We start from the raw sequence: 17,037 nt of genomic DNA, 5'->3' as shown, positions 1-17,037 counted from the left end.
TCCCCCAACCCCCCCTTATAAAGAGGGGCTTTGACTGCTCTTCCCAAAGGGAAGAGCAGAGATCTTACTCCCTCCCTTGATAAGGGGAGGGCTGGGGTGGGGTAAAGATCTCCGCAGCAACTCAAAATTTTTAATCCGAACCCTAAAGCCTAAAGCCTAAAGCCTAAACCGCACTTGGCTGGGCGAGTTGCGCGACGATATCTAATAAATCGCGATCGGATTGGGGTTTGGTGAGGTAGTTTTTGGCTCCGAGGGTCATGGCGAGATCGCGGTGTTTTTGCCCGCCGCGAGTGGTGAGCATGACGATCGGGATTTGGGCGAGTTTGGGGTCTTTGCGACAGTAGCTGAGGAACTCGAAGCCGTTCATTTGGGGCATTTCGATATCGCAGACTACCAGGCGGATGCGGGGGTGTTCTTGGAGGCGGAGGATGCCTTCGCGTCCATGACTGGCTTGGATGACTTGACATCCGGCTTTGGTGAGGGAGCGGACTAGGCTTTGGCGTTGAACGAGGGAGTCGTCTACGACGAGTACTTGGAGCTGTCTACCTGGTGGGTTAGAGCTGCGGCTGTTGATGCTGTTGAGGGTATCGGCAACTGCATCGGGAAGCGGTGAATCATTTGCTGGAGCTAGGGCTGGTTGGGTTGTCGGTGGTAGGGCGGGTAGTTGGGTGGGTGTGGATTGAGGTGTTGCGGTGGGGGTATTGGTGCGGACTCGTGCTAGCAACTCGACGGGATCGAGTGCGAGGGTGAGGCTACCATCGCCGAGGACGCTATAGCCTTGGATATAGGTAGGCAATCCAAAGGTGTGACCGAGAGATTTGACTACTAGTTCTTGCTCGACGAGGATGCGACTGACTTCGAGACAGATTTGTTCGCTGTCGATATCGAGGAGGAGGAGGGCATTGTTACTATGTTTGGATGTGGCGGGGAAGAGGCTGAGTGCCTGTGCGTTGGGGACGATCGGGCACTGATAGGTGAGTAAGCTAGTGACTGGGTAAATGGGGATGAGTTTCTGAGCGGCACCATCGCCCCAGCGGAGGAAGTTGGATGTCCCTTTGGCAAAGGATTGGGACTGAATCCGATCGGGTGATGGGAGGAGTACCTGAGTGATGGCTTCGGAGCGCAGGGCGTAAACGCTGCCTTGGGACTCACAAATCATCAAGCGGGTGGTGGTGAGATTGAGGGGGAATTGCATGACGAAGGTGGTGCCTTTGCCTGCGATCGAGCGGACATCGATCGTCCCCTGTAAGGCTCCAATGCGGTCGCGGACGACATCCAAACCGATGCCGCGACCGGAAAGATCGTTGACTTTTTCGGCGGTGGAGAAACCAGGTGCAAACATGATTTCGGCGAGTTCGGCTTCGGTGGCGGTAGCGGCATCACTGGCGGCGAGGAGGTGGAGATCGATCGCGCGTTGGCGGATTTTGACCCAGTTGAGTCCTTGTCCGTCGTCGCTAACTTCGATCTTGGTGCGGTTGCCCTGGTGGTAGACTTTGATTGTCAATTTTCCGGTGGCTGGTTTGCCCTGGGTGGCACGGATTTCTGGTGACTCGATCCCGTGATCGTAAGCGTTTCTGACGAGGTGGAGGAGGGGATCGTAGAGCTTCTCGGCGATGATTTTGTCGATCGACACTTCGCTACCGATCAGTTGAAGCTGGGCGGGTTTGCGATGGGAGGCGACCATCTGTTGAAGCAAGCGGGGAAAGCGGTTGAGGACGCTAGCAATTTCGACCATCCGCGCTTCAAATAGTTCGGACTGAGCTTCGGCGAGGAGTTGCTGGCGTTTGCCCAATGTCATCCGCGATTTTTGGGTCATTTCTGCCAAGTTCCCAATATCGATGCCAAGTTTGGCGATATCGTCGGTCAGGTTTTGGATGAGAATGCCCAAGTCGCTGTAGACGTCCAATTCGAGGCTATCGAATTGAGCTTGAATTTGACTAGTGCGGTGTTTACCTTTTTTGGGTTGAGATTTATTCCGGCGAGCTGTAACGGATTTAGAACGTTCGCTCAGTAAGGTATTTTTGTCAGCCCAATCGCTGACAAGGCGAAGTTTTTGTTCGCAGCGACGGTATTGTTCGACGGTGGTTTGAGCGAGTTTTTGGAGTTGCTCGGCGCGGAGATATTGCTGGTTGTCGTCGATGAGCAGTTCGCCGATGGTGTGGCTGAGACGTTCGAGTTGAATGGTGGCGACGCGGACGCTGATAAGTGCCTCGGGCGGTGCGTCGCGTTCGGTGGTGGCGGCTGTGGCGGGATCTGCATCTGCATCTGCGGCGGATGCTGACTGTCCGAGCCAGATTGATTGGAAGATCCGATCGACTCCAGACCTAGTTGTTAGGGCTAGTTGGGAGTTGGGATCGACTGTGTTGGTAAATTGGGGGCTGAGTTCGATCGCGTCAATCGGGTATTCTGTCTGGGATCGCTCGGTACTGAAGTTGGCGATTTCTGGCTCAAAGTAGCCGATTTCGACAATCTCTGCATCGAAATCTTCGCTGGTTGACTCTTGAGGCTCATCATCGATAAGTGACAGCCATTCTGATGCGTCTGAAGTAGTATCGATCGGTTGCTCTGTAGCTCCAAGCTCATCATCGACTAGTGAGAGCCATTCTGATGCGTCTGAAGTGGTTTCTGGAGCTGACGAGTCAGTTATCGTTAGTTCATCATCAACCAAAGACAACCATTCCGATGCGGCGGAAGTAGTGTCTGTTACTGACGATGCAGTTGGTGCAGGCTCATCATCAACCAAAGATAACCATTCCGCTGAGCTATTTGACTCGATCGTCATCGCTTCAGGTACCGCTGTGATACCGCCTGTGTGCCAAGCGGCTAGTGCTGATGATACCTCACCACCGATCGATCGATCGCCACCGACGATCGCGATTTGGGCTTGTTGAAAGTTAGCTAAGACAATTGGGGCTAGCTCTAAGACTCCGGCTGGAGCGCGTTCGAGCGCGGCGAGTGTCGCCTGGGCAATTGCGGCAATACCTGGGAGACTGTAGGAGCCGCCCAGTTCTAATAAAAATTCGGCGAGAGAGTGGAGACTGGTGGTAACTCGCTCGGTATTCTGACTGGCGATCGCGGCTGATAAATCTTCGAGATCTTGGGGAATACTATCGGTGAAAATCGACCCGATCACGTCAAATCCCAGCTCAGCGGCGGTCGGGAGAGGAGTATCGCGCCCGAAGAAGTCGCCCAAATGCGTTTGGAGTCGGGCAAATAGTTCGGCTGTCCGTTCGAGGGTGGCGGCTTCGTCGTAGGGGACACCTGCGAGTAATGCACTCAAGGGGTCATAAAGGCAATCGTAGCCCTCCATCAACAGCAAACCCAGTTGCGGATCGATTTTGAGTTCGGGCGGGTAGAGAGCCTGGAAGACGTCTTCTAGGTGATGGGCGATCGTTTCGATCGTTTTGAACCCACAATTGGCGGCACTCCCTTTAATCGTATGTGCTGCCCGCATCAGGGTATGGACGCGCTCGATCGTTTTCTCTTCTACCAGACTGTATAGTGTTTGCTCGATTGTTTGGAGCAATTCCGCCGCTTCGATCTCAAAATATCGATCGAGTGACTCTTGAAAATCTAGATCGTCGGTCATAAGTGGTGGATGGTGGATGGTGGATGGTGGATGGTGGATGGTGGATGGCGAATGGTGGATGGCGATTCGCGCTCGTCGGTTTCCCCGACGGTTTAGCGAATCAAGACAGTGGATGGTGGATGGTGGGCGGTGAGATCGGAGTACCTAAGGTACTCGTCCCTATTTAAGTAAGGATGTTAGAGAGAACGCGTAAGCGTCCAATTCTAATCACTTATTCACTCATTCACTTATTCACCATCCACCATTCACCTTCCACTCCCTAATCCACCTTAAATCGGCTCACACTCGTCTCCAACACTTGCGAGGTGGTCATCAGTTGTTGGCAAGATTCGGAGATTTGGGTTGCGCTGTCAGAGGTGAGATTGGCGATCATCGCGACATCTGTCATGGCTGCGGTAAGTTTTTGGGATTGTTTGGTTTGGGTACTCGCCGAGAGACTGATGGCTTTGACTAGTTCGCTGATTTGGCTGGTGGCGACGACGATCTCGCTCAAGCTTTGGCGGGTTTCGTTGACGAGGTTGGTACCTTGGACGACTTGGGCGATGCCGATTTCCATCGCTTCGGTGACGTCGTTGGTGTCGATCCGGATTTCGTCTACGAGGCGTTCGATTTCAGTGGTGGCATTAGCGGACTGATACGCCAGGGAGCGGACTTCATCGGCGACGACGGCGAAGCCTTTGCCGTATTGTCCAGCGCGGGTGGCTTCGATCGAGGCATTGAGGGCGAGGAGGTTGGTTTGGGTAGCGAAGTTTTCGATTAAGTTAACGACTTTGGAGATCTTTTGGAAGGTTTCCCCGAGGCGTTTGATTTTTTTGGCGGTGGTGGATACGGTCGATCGAATTTCGAGGATCTCTTCAACGGTGTTTTCCATCAGCGCGTCACCAGTTTGAACGGTGCGATTGGCTGATTGGACGACTTGTTCGACTTTTTGGGCGAAGTCGGCGACTTCTTGGCTGGAGGCTGCCATGAGGTCTACTTGGGTCAAGGCGCGATCGAGTTGTTCGAGTTCTTGCTGGGCTTGGGCGGAGAGATTATTTACCAGGAGGTTGTTTTCGCTGGAGGTGTTGCTGACACTACTCGCGGCGGTCTGGACTTGGCGGACTAGTTCGCGCAAGCTCTGGATCGTGGTATTGTAGCCGTCAGCGATCGTGCCGATCTCGGTCTCAGATAGGGGCGCACGGACGGTCAGGTCGCCTCGGAAGGAGGGGCTAATCGCTTTGAGGACTCGCAAAGCCTCTTGTTCCAATTCCTGGCGGGTGGCGCGTTCGCGATCGACGCTTTGGGAGAGTTCGCGCTCCTGAGTGCGGACGCGCTCTAGGTATTCGGAGAGTTGGAGGGCGGTACCGATTTGGAGGGCGACTTGCTCGATGACGGCGCGTTCGGAGAGATCCCAAGCGCGGGGGGCGTCATTTTGATAGACGCCCAATAGTCCCCACAACTTATTGCCGATGAAAATCGGTGCCAGGATATAGGCTTTGGCTTGATATTTTTCGAGCGACTGGACGTAGCAATCGGGGAAGTTTTGGGTATAGATATTATCGATGGCGGTGGATTTTTCACCTTTGGCATACTTACCACCTTTGGTATTTTGGAGATAAGTATCGGTTTCGGTGTTGTCTTGTTGTGCCCATTTGCGGAGGACGCAGCGATCGTTTTTGGTACGATCTCCAGTCAGAACTTCATCTTTGGGCTGCTCGACGAGGAGGGATACCCAGCCACTGCCGACGGCTTCGGCGACGACTTGACCGCTCCAGTCGGGGTTAAACTGGTAGACGACTGCGCGATCGGTTTTGGATGCTTGGCGGATCTCTTGGACGACGCTGGTAAATACGTCATCGACGACCAGGGATTGGCGGATTTTGTCGGCGATCCGATTGATGGTTTGCTCTTGTTCGGCGCGTTTTTGGAGTTGTCCGATGTAGTCGATTTGCTCCATCGCAATCCCGACTTGTAGCCCCATTTGGCGGAGAGTTTCGAGTTCTTCTTCTTGCCATTTCCGCACGCCGGAGTTTTGGTACGCGGCAATCAGTCCCCACAGTTTGCGGTTGGCGCCAAAGATTGGTGCCAGCATATAAGCTCTGGCTTCAAACTGTTCGAGCAATTGGATGTGGCAAGTTTGGTGTCCGACGGTGTAGATGTCATCGACGGCAAAGCATTCGCCATCTTTGTAACGACCGCCTTCGGTGCGTTGGAGGAAGGTATCTTGAACGATGTGGACGGTTTCGATCAGATCGATCCAACCAGGTACGGCGGATTCAGCGATGAATCGCCCACCCCAGTCAGCATCAAATTGATAAATCGCCAACCGATCGCTATTGAGCAGTTTGCGACCATCTTGGGTGGCAACTTGGAAGACAGTTTTCTCGTCTTTGGCACTACGGAGCCGCTCTTGGAGTTTGGCGAGTCCCCGTTCCTGCTGGAGTCGCTCTTCCATTTTCTTGGTCTGAAACTGGGCGAGACGGCGGCTGGTGGTTTGTTGGATCGGGAAGCTAAATGTTTTGGCATAGTCGAGCATCATCTGGAGGTCGGATTCTTGCCAGTTGCGCGCGCCAGAGTTTTGGTAGACACCCAACATGCCGAGCAATTGGTTGTTTTTCAAAACTGGGACGACGATGTACGCCTTCATTTGCAGCGGTTCGAAGGATTCTAATAAACACCGATCGAATCCTTTGGCTTGAATATCATTGACGACGTAATACGGCTTATAATTCCCACCATTTATCGAGTAATCCAAATCTAGTGATGTTCCGGCTTTTGCCCAGTTGACACCAACGGATTCCGCGATGACATTGCTACTCCAGTCAGGATTGTAAGCGACGACCATCGCCCGATCGGCTTGGAGTTCGTGGCGGATCGTGTCGAGTGTTGCCTGCATCACTTCCTGTGCTTCCACCTCGATCGCGGCTAATAAATCGCGGCGTTGGGATAATTGCAGTAGGGGTTGATTGGGCTGGACTGCCAGCGTGAGTTCGAGGGACAATTGGTTCAAGCAAGCAGTTTCGGATTCCGTCCAGATGCGGGGGCGATCGCATTGGTGGACGACCAATAGACCCCACACCCGACCCAAGCTATAGCTATCGGTAGCTGCCGAGTAACCGTTGATCAAAATCGGGACGGCGATCGTCGCCTGTACTTGATACTGTTCTAAAATTTGCTTTTGGTAAGGGCTGGTTTCACTATTAATCAAGGCGATCGTCCGTTGGGCGCGATTCTCATTTTGAGAGGCTACGCCAACGTCGGTGAATTGCTCGAACCCAAAGCCAATTTGGGGGATTTCGGTATTCAGCGTGGGTGTCAAGCCGGATTGGACGGCTTCGGCGATCGATCGACCCATACCAGCCCCAGTCAATTGATAGATCAGGACGCGATCGACATTTAGCAATGCTTTGATATCGGCAACTGCACTATTGAATGCCGCCAACGGTGCTGTCGATTGTCTGATTTTGAGCGCGATTTGATAAGCTTTTTCTGCATCGATCCCCGCAGGTGTAGACACGCTCGTCGGCTGCGGATTGGTGCCTGGTACGGTCAAGAATCCTGCTAATTCTCGCGCTTTACGGATGTTTTGACGCAAGGTTTCGGAGCTGGGACTATTAGAATTCTCGATTTTAGCTTGAACATCTTGCAGGATTGATAACAGTTGTTGTTTGGCAGTAGTGCTAGTCATAGAATTTCGCTCTGAATTAAATAGCTGTTGTTCTGGTGCTGGGGTGGCAGGATTGGCTAGTTCCGCCGCTTTATCTTGTCGTTCGTCTGCTGAACTAAATAGATTCTTTAACATTTGGAATAGTTTTAGTAGTTAGATATTTAGTTATAAATCGATCGGTATTTGTGGCTAGAGTAGTTAGTGGATGGTGGATGGCGATTCGCTCCCGCCTTTGTTCCCCACTGGTCGGGTCACCCGCCCAGTTGACCATGGAAGCGCACCAAGCAGCGAATCAAGACAGTGAATGGTGGATTGTCTATTTCTGGGGTGGGAAGGTCATGCTATCTGAGATCTCGCATGACCTGCTGAAGATCCACTACTACCCGTGGTTGATGGTCGGCATCGATAAAATAACCCGCCAAAAATAACCGCATCCGATCGGTAAACATCGCCTCACCAATCGGCAAACACTGCTGAATGTCGTAAGTTTCGATCGTTCCTACGCGATCGATTAGCAACGCTACAGTTTCATTTTCGACCCGAAACAACATCCCCATCCCAGTAGTTACTCCTGGTGTATCGAGATAGCAAGTTCCACCCATCAGATGTGCCAAATCCAGCACCCAGGTAGCCTTACCTCCATAGTTAATAATGCCCAATAATGATTCGCTCATTTGGGGGACTGGCAAAATTTCTGAGATGAAAATCTTGATGGTCGCCTGTAAGTCTGCGAGTGGAATTAAAGCACTGAGACCATCGCCGATCGTGAAGCCCAAGAATCGGCGATTGTCTATACTCTGTTCGGGATTCTGAATTAAAAGTTGGCTAGTTTGAGCTGATGGCATGTGATTGATAACTCAATGATAGATCGATCGTTCATAACTTGTAATTTGATACTCCTAGTTCAACCAATCAACCGATTGACTGTTTGAAGTAAAGTTGGTTCGTCTACGGTTTTACTCAGATAGGCATCTGCACCACTCATATCGCCCCAAGTGCGATCGATCTCTTTATCTTTGGTCGAATAGATCACAACAGGAATATTTTGAGTGGATACTTCAGCTTTGAGCTTGCGGCATAGTTCAAATCCACTTTCTCCAGGCAAAATCACATCGAGGACAATTAAATTTGGCTTGAAAGTCTTTAGTCTGATTTCTGCTTCTTCGCCACTAGTGACAACCAAAATAGAAAATCCTTGACCTTCCAAACATTTTCTGAGTTTGTCGGCTTCCAACTTACTATCTTCAACGATTAAGATCTGACTCATAACTACCTACACAAATATATTTTTAAAGTATGTTTAGCACTGATGCTGATTTGACTGGTCTACTTAGAAAACTAGTCCCAGCCCTTATTCTCGTTCTTCAATCCCCTGTCGCCAGTCAATTTATTCCCTACTATTTATTTACATCCCGATCTCGTCATAGCTACTTACTACTTACTTCCATATATTTTTCAATCATTTTCAGGACTGATTCTGCTTCTACTGGTTTACCTAGAAAACCAGTTGCCCCAACCATTTTCGACCGCATTCGATCGATCAGTCCGTCTTTTCCAGTCAAAATAATCACTGGAATATGTTTCAAACTTGGCGTCTTTCTAATTTGTTCGCATACTTCATAGCCATTAGTAATGGGCATCAATAAATCTAGGAAGATAAAGTCTGGCTTGTTTCTAATCAAACTTGGCATAATTCTGAGTGGATCTTGAACTCCATAAGAACGATAGCCATGTTCGGTCAGGATTCTTTCTAGAGATTGATAAATCAAGATACTATCATCGATACAAGCAATCAGTGGCTTTTGTGGATCTAGCCCAGCAGGATTTGAGATTTGCCCGCTAAACTGTCCGCTCAGTGGGTTACCCAACTCTGACGAATTCGATCTACTCACTCTCGACTTTGGCTGAGATGAGAGGCTGATAAATCCCGCTCGTAATAGGGGCAAGATCGTCGTCGTGAAAGCAAGTACTGACTGACGATTGTTGACAGCTAGAGAGCGTAGCGATCGATTACCATCGATCGAGACAACCGTATGATGTAGCTCGGCATTATCAAGTTGAGAAATTTCGAGCGATTTGGAAACAATTGCAAATAAGCTAGGTGCATAGACAGCTAAACCCGCATTCGACCATTCTTGCCAGATTTGAATCGATCGCGTCAGGATCGGCTCGATTTCGAGCAATGGTAAGACTAGATTTAGTTGAGCATTACCAGCCCCAGTCTGATGAAACTGATAAGCCAACCGATTACCACTTTGCTGACTAAATTGAATGATGTCAAATAAGTTTTCAATCGTCATTCTTGCAGCCAGATCGGCACATTTTTGCCGATCGATCGATTCCTCTACTAGCAGCTCTGCCAAGATATGTGAGTCGAGCGCAGTTGTATGTGGATTATTAATTTGAGCGAGTTTTTCTGCTGGTAAATTAAGTTGAGCTAAACTCAGATTGCGCTGCCAACAACCGATCTCCTCAATTCCACCATCAACCCAGCCCAGCCGTCCCATCCGAAATGACAGCGTCCAACTCAAATTTGGTTCGACCTTAACGATCAAGTTACCGCTCATTGATTGAGCTTTGATATTTTTTAACTGGATGATTAAATCTTTAAAGCTCAGACCTACCGATCTCTCACTACTTTGAACCATTATCTTGTCACCACTACTGCTATAAGAACTTTAGTTAGAGATTCACCATAAAATATTTGGATAGATCGAGCAGCCCAAATGTATCAGCGATCGGCTAAAAATATTTGTAAACATTATCTTGAAATGACATTACCAATAACTTGTGGTGGATCTCTATTAATATGGTAGATATAGATAGATGATTTGGATGCGATCTCGATCGCCACAGACACTAGGCGATCTCGCTCCGATTGGCGATCGAGAGCTGCTATTTGACTCTCACTTAGCTAGTATTCCCAAATTCACGCCAGAAGCACAAGATCGACCAAAAATTTTTGCGCTGCCAAAATTGCCATCGAACGAGCCATTAGTCCACTCAGATGACCCCACGTCAGTTCAGGTTAAAAAATTGTGACAAGCGATCGCCTTTCTCAATTCCAGTCGCGGATAGCAGTCGCCAGCACCGTTGAGACATTTCGACCATCGCAATCCTAACTGAGCAAATAGGCTGATGTAGGGGGTGTTAGGCACAAGCTGCATGGGCACCACGATCGCTACTCAAGGAGCCGATCTAGAATTGCTATATTACGGCATACCCGCTCGATCGAACTCGGCGATGGTCATTTGAGGCGCGAAAATCCACCATGAAACTAGATCCACAACTCAACTAATATTCGTTAAGATCTACCTATAGATAGAGAGATAGTCCACTCCGTGGAGACAACCAGGAACTTATCAACTATCAAACACTTCAAAGAGAGTGTACCTCAAACCAAAGTTAGCTCGATTGGTTTCACACTTGGTGATATGACAACCCCCCGCTTCGCTAGTCAATTTTATCGTTTGACTCGTCCACTATTGCTGGGCATGTTCACTGGTTTAGTCGGTATTTTAAGTGGTACTCTCCCCGATCTTGCTGCCTCACAACCCAGTTTGCTGTTTGCTACGGTAGCGCGGGCAGATGACTTCAAAGACACCGAACTTCGCAATTATGCTGCGACTTTATTAGAAATAGAACCAATCCGCCAATCAGCACTCGCGCAAGTGAGCCGCGCCAATGGTAAGGGTGCCTTACCTAATCTAATTTGCAGTCAGCCCAATACGATGGAGAGTCTCAATAGCGAAGCAAGATCGCTATTTGTCAAATATTGCAATCAATGTGAGACGATTGCGGCGAAGAAAGGATTGAGTATTGACAGGTTCAACTATATTACTCAGGCGGTACAGTCCAGTCTTCAGCTCCAAAATCGGGTGCGGAGCTTCATGAATTAGCGCAAAGTGGTCGAACAACTTCTTGGTGTGTGGCGAAGTCCGCCTGCGGCGCAGTCCAGCAATTAGATGGCTCTCGTGGGCACAAAAAAAAGGGTGGACGCCCAGGCGTCCACCCTTTTTGAGTGATTATTTCAAGTTAGCAGCAGCAAAATCCCAATTTACCAAGCTTTCCAAGTAAGTAGTCACATAGTCAGGACGACGATTTTGGACATCTAGATAGTAAGCGTGTTCCCACACATCTAGCGTCAGTAGGGGTGTTTGTCCTTGAGTAAGGGGGTTTTCAGCATTGCCAGTTTTGGTGATTTTGAGGGTACCACCATCATCGACTAGCCATGCCCAACCACTACCAAATTGAGTAGTAGCAGCAGTTTTAAAGTCTGCCTTGAACTTGTCCAAGCTCCCGAAGGCTGCATCGATTTTTGCGGCTAATTCGCCAGTTGGTGCGCCGCCACCGTTGGGCTTCATGGATTTCCAGAAGAAAGCATGGTTCCAGGATTGAGCGGCATTGTTGAAGATGCCTGCTTTACTAGCATCACCAAAACTAGCCTTAACAATATCTTCCATCGACATATCCGCCATCGGTGTGTCTTTGATGAGATTGTTGAGGTTGGTTACATAAGTAGCGTGGTGCTTGCCATAATGAAACTTAAATGTCTCTGCGGACATGTGTGGCTCTAATGCACTGACATCATAAGGCAAAGCTTCTTGTACAAACGCCATCTGGAATGCTCTCCTAATAATTAATATTGTCTCTCTACGCCGATCATAGCAAATTTAGCTAGTGAGGCGGGAGGGGTACTCGGATATCCGTCATCACTTGCACCGATCTTGAGATCGTTCACTTGGCGTACCGGATGAGATCGATATTCTTGCAGATTCCAGCCTTTTTACTGAGATAAGTCCCTCCAACTGGCGGATGCTCGATCGATTTCTTGCCACTAGTATGATGATTATTAGTTACCCAATAACTACTGCAACGTAGATCGCTATTTACTGGTGGTCTATTTTTTATGGTCTTTTGACAGCAGTTGGCGCAACGCGATCGATTCGGTTCACTATATTAGCGGTGAGCAGGGATTACCCCTGGGAGGCTCAGCCAACGAACGACAAAAATGCCAAAATAGGTAATGAACCCAAGCTTAAATCAGCTATGCAGCCAAATATTGAAATCTATACCTGGCAAAGTTGCCCATTTTGCATTCGAGCTAAGGCATTGTTAAAAAATAAGGGTGTTGAGTTTACCGAGCACTCGGTCGATGGTGACGAACCAGCCCGAGCACAAATGGCTGCTAGAGGTGATGGTAGGCGTTCTGTGCCCCAAATCTTTATCGATGACACTCACATTGGCGGTTGTGACAATCTTTACGATCTAGATGCCCAAGGTAAGTTGGACGCTCTACTGGGTATTTAGGTATTATTGCTCGATCGAGTTTGTTGCCACAAAAAAGCAGCTAGCGGTTTGCTAGCTGCTTTTTGACTTATGAGCACGGAGGGACTCGAACCCCCGCTCCTCAGGACCGGAACCTGATGCTCTATCCACTGAACCACGTGCCCATTTCTATAATTAGATCATAGCACAACTACGGATATTTGACCGATGACCGCCTAAAATTCGGTGGCGCAGCCTCAGCTTTGCTGAATCGCACTCGGCGAGCGACCCGCGATCGAAACAGCCTAGTTCGCTCACGGAGGAACGCTCTAGGCTGCAATTACCAGTCAATTATGGGAATCGACTAGAAGATATATGCGGATGGGGAGACTCGAACTCCCAAGGACTAAGCCACACGCACCTCAAGCGTGCGCGTATACCAATTCCGCCACATCCGCTTGTTAAATTTTTTCTTGAGGTGCGTTTTATGCGCTTTGTTAAGATATCACGATTTGCTGGTCTAGTCAATAGGGGTTTAGGTTTTAGATTTAGGTATTTCAGCTTTTGTAGGGTGGGCACTGCCCACTACAAGGATTTTGGGCACGATCGAGCTTGTGCATAATTGAGATGACTCATCCCACAACGCGATCGCATCAGCTCAGATCTCCAACTAACTCTGAGATAGTCTTTTGACTTCCATACCGCCGAGGAGTCGATCGGTTTCACAGAGGAGATCGGGGATCTTGGTAGCGTGGGGGCTGTTGGCTAGACAAGCCGAAAAATCGAGTCGTTTGATATTAGTAGCTTTGGCTCCAGGAAACCAGTGTCCGCCATTTTCGAGCAGATTGTAACGCATTTGGGCGTATTCCACCATGTCATAAGCGATCGCGAGATTTCGGAGCCAGAGGATGGTGTGGATATTGATGTTCCCAGGGGTGTCTGAGTGGTCTGGCAAGCCCTGTCGCCATGTCCGTACCCACTCGGAACCAAGTTTATCCGCAGCGGCGTGTTCTAGGCGATCGATGATGGGTGGGAGCAGCTCGGCGGCGCGCTCTAATAGTGGTAGTGTTTTGAGATGTTCGTCAAAATCGCTGGGTGTTGCTGCGCCGACGCTAAGGGTATGAACTTGCGGATGACTCAGACAAAAAAGATTATTGAAGACAATCGGACTCAGGGGTTGACACAATTCGACTAGTTTGGCTGAGGGCTTATTTAGCAAACCACCTTTATTGGTTGGACTGATAATAAATACACCCACATCATGACGAGTTGCGGCGGCGATCGCTGCCCAATTAGTTTGATTGATATAATACCAATGGAGATTGACGTAATCAAATTTATCAGTTTCGATCGTGCGGACGATCGTCTCAGTCGAGCCATGAGTTGAGAAGCCAATAAATCTCACTTTTCCTTCAGCTTGGAGTTGCTTGGCGACTTCCCAACAGCCCCCGTCGCGCATCGCATCATCAAATGTTGTTCGATCGTTAATCCCATGTAAGCCGAGGAGATCCACGTACTCTAAATTAAGCCGCGAGAGGGATAGCTCGAATGTCTTGCGAAATTCTTGGGGATTAGCGACGGGCGCAACTTTAGTTTGAAAGATAAAATCTTGACGATTTAATTTTGGTAAGATCTGACCGAGTTGGACTTCTGAAGAACCATAAAATCTAGCAGTTTCAATGTGATTGATGCCAACGGCTAGCGATCGTTCGATGGTTGCTGCTAAGTTGCGTTGATTGTCGTCAGGAATCTCCGACATGGGGATGTCTTGCCATTTGTGCTGATAGCGCATTCCACCACATGAAAAGACAGGCATCTGGAGATTGGTACGACCAAAACGACGATATTCCATGAGGGGGCGGAGAGAGGGTAGAGGGTTTTAGGCTTTAGGCTTTAGGCTTTAGGCTTTGGGCTTTGGGCTTTGGGCTTTGGGCTTTAGGGATGGATGGAGGGTGGAGGGTAGAGGGTAGGAGATTCGGACAGCACCTGATTTATTGCTGGTTTCCCCAGCTAGAGTAATGTTAATTGTCCGTCGGCTTTTTTGGACTTGGATGGTTTGAGCGCAGAGTTAGCACCATCGACATTTGCTGCTAAATCGATCGATGGTGGGATCGTGGGAGTATCTGAAGATGATTCGATATCTAGCAATATGTCGCTACCGCCTGAGCCGAGACTATCTTCAGATAGTAACTCATTGGCGGCGGCGATCATGGCAGCGGCGATGTCTTGGAGATCGGGGCGATTGTCGAGATAGGTGGAGAGTGCTACCATCGGATCGCCAACGCTACAGCCGAGTTCGGGCAATCGGGGCTGACTCAGTTGGCTTTGGAGTTCGGCTTGAATCGTATAGTGATGCGCCGCATTCAACGCTTCATGAATCGCCGCACTACTGATTTGCTCGACGCGATCGGGACTGAGCTGATAGATTAATCGTACTACCACATCATCGATATCGACTTTGGCGATCGCGTTCAAGATATCTACTTGCGGCTGGTCGCTTTTGGAAACATCGATTTTAATCGTCCGAAATGTCCGCACTGGGAGGGGGCAAAATTCCCAGGTAGTTTCAAAGCTTTTACTAGCTGGCTGCACTGTTGGCTCAATGGTGACTAATACATAGCCCTTATCTTCTTTCTCCTCACTAAAATCGACCCGCTCGATACTACCAGGATAGACGACGGCGGGATCGTTAGTTTTATTGAGATTTTGATGGCGATGGACGTGTCCGAGTGCCACGTAGTCAAAGCAAGAACGCGTCAGGAAGGACAGGGGAATCGTAAACCCTCTCCCGACGGCTAAAAATTTTTCGGCTCCCAGAGTGGCATTATCCGCCATCAGATGGGCTAAGACGATCGTTGGTAAGTCGGGATTGAGTTTGCGGATTTCACCCTCCAAGCGCGGTTGGAGCTTGTCGAGCAATAATTGGTTGACTTCCAACATCGACAGATTTTCGGCAATCTCGCGGGTGAGTAGGGTAGAGCGATTGATCCACGGTAATGTCAAAATTTGGATCGCACCACTGCGAGTATTAATGATATGCGTATCGATCGCATCGCCGACGATCGTCCCAGGTACACCCAAAGAACGGTAAATCGATAAGCTGGCTCCCCCCTGTCCCTGAGAATGTTGATCGTGATTGCCAACTAGTAAGACGGTGGGAATATCCGCCGCCACCAGTCGATAAAATTGGAGAGCGAAGGCTTGCTGGATATAGGGTGCAGGTGTGGCATCGGGAAAGGCATCCCCACCAAATAGTACCAGATCGACTGGTTCAGCTAGGGCACGATCGATCGCCCGCGACAAGGATTTGACAAAATCTTGAAACCGCGTATTCAGTCCCGTTTCTGGGTCGATTTTACCATGAGCAAATCCACCGCCCATGTGGATATCCGATAGATGCAGAATTTTCATCAGATGAAGTGTGAGGCTGTAGGGATTGGCTGCCGATCGATGACCGAAGTATCTCAGTAACTATATACTAGCCGAATTGGCGCAGTTCGAGATCGTGCCTAGCTTAGTGGTGCCTTTGCTAGGATAACGCTCTGCGAACGGCTAGTTGTCTAGTGGGGAGATCTGCTACTACTAAATAATATGTACAATGTCGCCACCAAAAGAGCCAGCCAGTAAGGTGGGCACTGCCCACAGACCATTTACAACTGTAGGATTCAGGCACGATCGATGCTCGATCGTACAGAATCTACCTACTTCTCTCTAACTACATGTACCCGCTGAGTGAGCGTAGTCATCCCAGCCGGACGGATAAAGATCGTCGAAAACCAGTAATCGCCGGATTTGCCAGGAGCGCGGGCGACTTTAAATAAGCCGCCCGCCGTGAGCAATTCCAGCTTGTATTTGGGTGCTTGGGTATAGGCTTGGAGGGAGACTGGTTGTTCGATCGTTGCCCCCATCAAGACATCTTCACCCAAAGGTTCCGTGACGATCGCATCGAGATTATATTCAGTATTAGCTGGAATTTTAGTCGGTAGATTGAGGACGATCGTCGGTGGCTTGGCACCACTGGATACTTGAGTACGTTCTTGGAGGATTTGTTGCTGGACGATTTGTCCGCCGACGATCTGCTGCTCAGAGGCGATCGTCGATTGGAGATTGAAGGTTCTACCACCCACATTTTGAACGCCGACGATCTTGGTAACAGTGTTGGCTGTATAACCATTTCCCGCTGCCTTCCAGCCTTCGAGCGTAGTGGTGTAGGTGAGCTTGCTATAATTTTGCCAAAATTGACCCAGCGACTGCTGCCATCCAGCTTTATTCAATCCATCGCTGGTAGTGAAGTTGGAGCTATAGTAACGTGACAATTCTGGTAATTTGCGACCATTTGCCGCCGCATCAACATTCGCCAGCAGCGTCTTGAGGGCAGGAGGGGGATTCAGTTTGGAGCTATCAGCGCGTGTGGGACTAGTTATCGCTAGCGCAGAGCCGAGAATTAGGGTTGTAATTGCTAATTGATACCAAGCTCTGGCGAATTTAGGAGCTGCTAAAAAACGGGAGATGAGTTTTAGGGACATATCGGTGG

Annotated in this window: 12 protein-coding genes and 2 tRNA genes; 3 read left to right on the top strand and 11 right to left on the bottom strand. The window is 49.4% G+C overall.

Annotated features, from left to right (window positions below):
• Window positions 1-163: 163 nt before the first annotated feature.
• The 5 genes from ACEW9I_RS13620 to ACEW9I_RS13600 form a co-directional block, all read right to left on the bottom strand.
• The gene (locus ACEW9I_RS13620; protein WP_373540873.1) at window positions 164-3,589 is read right to left on the bottom strand and encodes a response regulator; all 3,426 of its coding nucleotides are present in this window, start codon (window positions 3,587-3,589) and stop codon (window positions 164-166) included.
• 259 nt (window positions 3,590-3,848) lie between these two features.
• A complete protein-coding gene (locus ACEW9I_RS13615) occupies window positions 3,849-7,370 on the bottom strand; it encodes a GAF domain-containing protein (protein ID WP_373540872.1) in 3,522 nt (1,173 codons plus the stop codon).
• Window positions 7,371-7,576: 206 nt separating this feature from the next.
• Window positions 7,577-8,080: a chemotaxis protein CheW gene (locus ACEW9I_RS13610; protein WP_373540871.1), complete on the bottom strand. Its 504-nt coding sequence runs from the start codon at window positions 8,078-8,080 to the stop codon at window positions 7,577-7,579.
• Between the two features lie 59 nt (window positions 8,081-8,139).
• Window positions 8,140-8,502 carry a response regulator transcription factor gene (locus tag ACEW9I_RS13605; RefSeq protein WP_373540870.1) on the bottom strand — a complete coding sequence of 121 codons (363 nt, stop codon included), beginning with the start codon at window positions 8,500-8,502 and terminating at the stop codon, window positions 8,140-8,142.
• Between the two features lie 160 nt (window positions 8,503-8,662).
• Window positions 8,663-9,883, bottom strand: coding sequence for a response regulator (locus ACEW9I_RS13600; protein ID WP_373540869.1), 1,221 nt, complete (start codon window positions 9,881-9,883; stop codon window positions 8,663-8,665).
• A gap of 178 nt (window positions 9,884-10,061) precedes the next feature.
• On the opposite strand from ACEW9I_RS13600, the gene ACEW9I_RS13595 reads away from it, so the two are divergent.
• Entirely contained in the window at window positions 10,062-10,277 is a 216-nt protein-coding gene (locus ACEW9I_RS13595) for a hypothetical protein (protein ID WP_373540868.1), read from the top strand.
• Window positions 10,278-10,669: 392 nt separating this feature from the next.
• Window positions 10,670-11,134 carry a DUF4168 domain-containing protein gene (locus ACEW9I_RS13590; protein WP_373540867.1) on the top strand — a complete coding sequence of 155 codons (465 nt, stop codon included), beginning with the start codon at window positions 10,670-10,672 and terminating at the stop codon, window positions 11,132-11,134.
• 126 nt (window positions 11,135-11,260) lie between these two features.
• Here ACEW9I_RS13590 and ACEW9I_RS13585 read toward each other — a convergent pair whose 3' ends face one another.
• Complete coding sequence (locus tag ACEW9I_RS13585; protein WP_373540866.1) at window positions 11,261-11,854, bottom strand: superoxide dismutase; 594 nt, start codon at window positions 11,852-11,854, stop codon at window positions 11,261-11,263.
• 430 nt (window positions 11,855-12,284) lie between these two features.
• Here ACEW9I_RS13585 and grxC point away from each other — a divergent pair, with 430 nt between their 5' ends.
• On the top strand, window positions 12,285-12,545 hold the full coding sequence (gene grxC / locus ACEW9I_RS13580) for a glutaredoxin 3 (RefSeq protein WP_373540865.1): 261 nt from the start codon (window positions 12,285-12,287) through the stop codon (window positions 12,543-12,545).
• 70 nt (window positions 12,546-12,615) lie between these two features.
• Here the strand turns inward: grxC and ACEW9I_RS13575 are convergent.
• The 5 genes from ACEW9I_RS13575 to ACEW9I_RS13555 all read right to left on the bottom strand — a co-directional run bounded on the left by ACEW9I_RS13575 (window position 12,616) and on the right by ACEW9I_RS13555 (window position 17,029).
• A tRNA-Arg gene (locus ACEW9I_RS13575) sits at window positions 12,616-12,688 on the bottom strand.
• A gap of 191 nt (window positions 12,689-12,879) precedes the next feature.
• Window positions 12,880-12,961: transfer RNA gene (locus ACEW9I_RS13570), tRNA-Leu, on the bottom strand.
• Between the two features lie 212 nt (window positions 12,962-13,173).
• On the bottom strand, window positions 13,174-14,355 hold the full coding sequence (locus ACEW9I_RS13565) for an aldo/keto reductase (RefSeq protein WP_373540864.1): 1,182 nt from the start codon (window positions 14,353-14,355) through the stop codon (window positions 13,174-13,176).
• Window positions 14,356-14,513: 158 nt separating this feature from the next.
• Window positions 14,514-15,917, bottom strand: a complete 1,404-nt coding sequence (gene sbcD / locus ACEW9I_RS13560) for an exonuclease subunit SbcD (RefSeq protein ID WP_373540946.1) — start codon at window positions 15,915-15,917, stop codon at window positions 14,514-14,516.
• 287 nt (window positions 15,918-16,204) lie between these two features.
• The gene (locus tag ACEW9I_RS13555) at window positions 16,205-17,029 is read right to left on the bottom strand and encodes a nuclear transport factor 2 family protein (RefSeq protein WP_373540863.1); all 825 of its coding nucleotides are present in this window, start codon (window positions 17,027-17,029) and stop codon (window positions 16,205-16,207) included.
• Window positions 17,030-17,037 lie beyond the last annotated feature (8 nt).

Source organism: Chamaesiphon sp., from assembly GCF_041738855.1.
In the GTDB taxonomy this organism is placed as follows: Bacteria; Cyanobacteriota; Cyanobacteriia; order Cyanobacteriales; family Chamaesiphonaceae; genus Chamaesiphon.
This window is presented reverse-complemented; position numbering and strand designations above follow the sequence as displayed.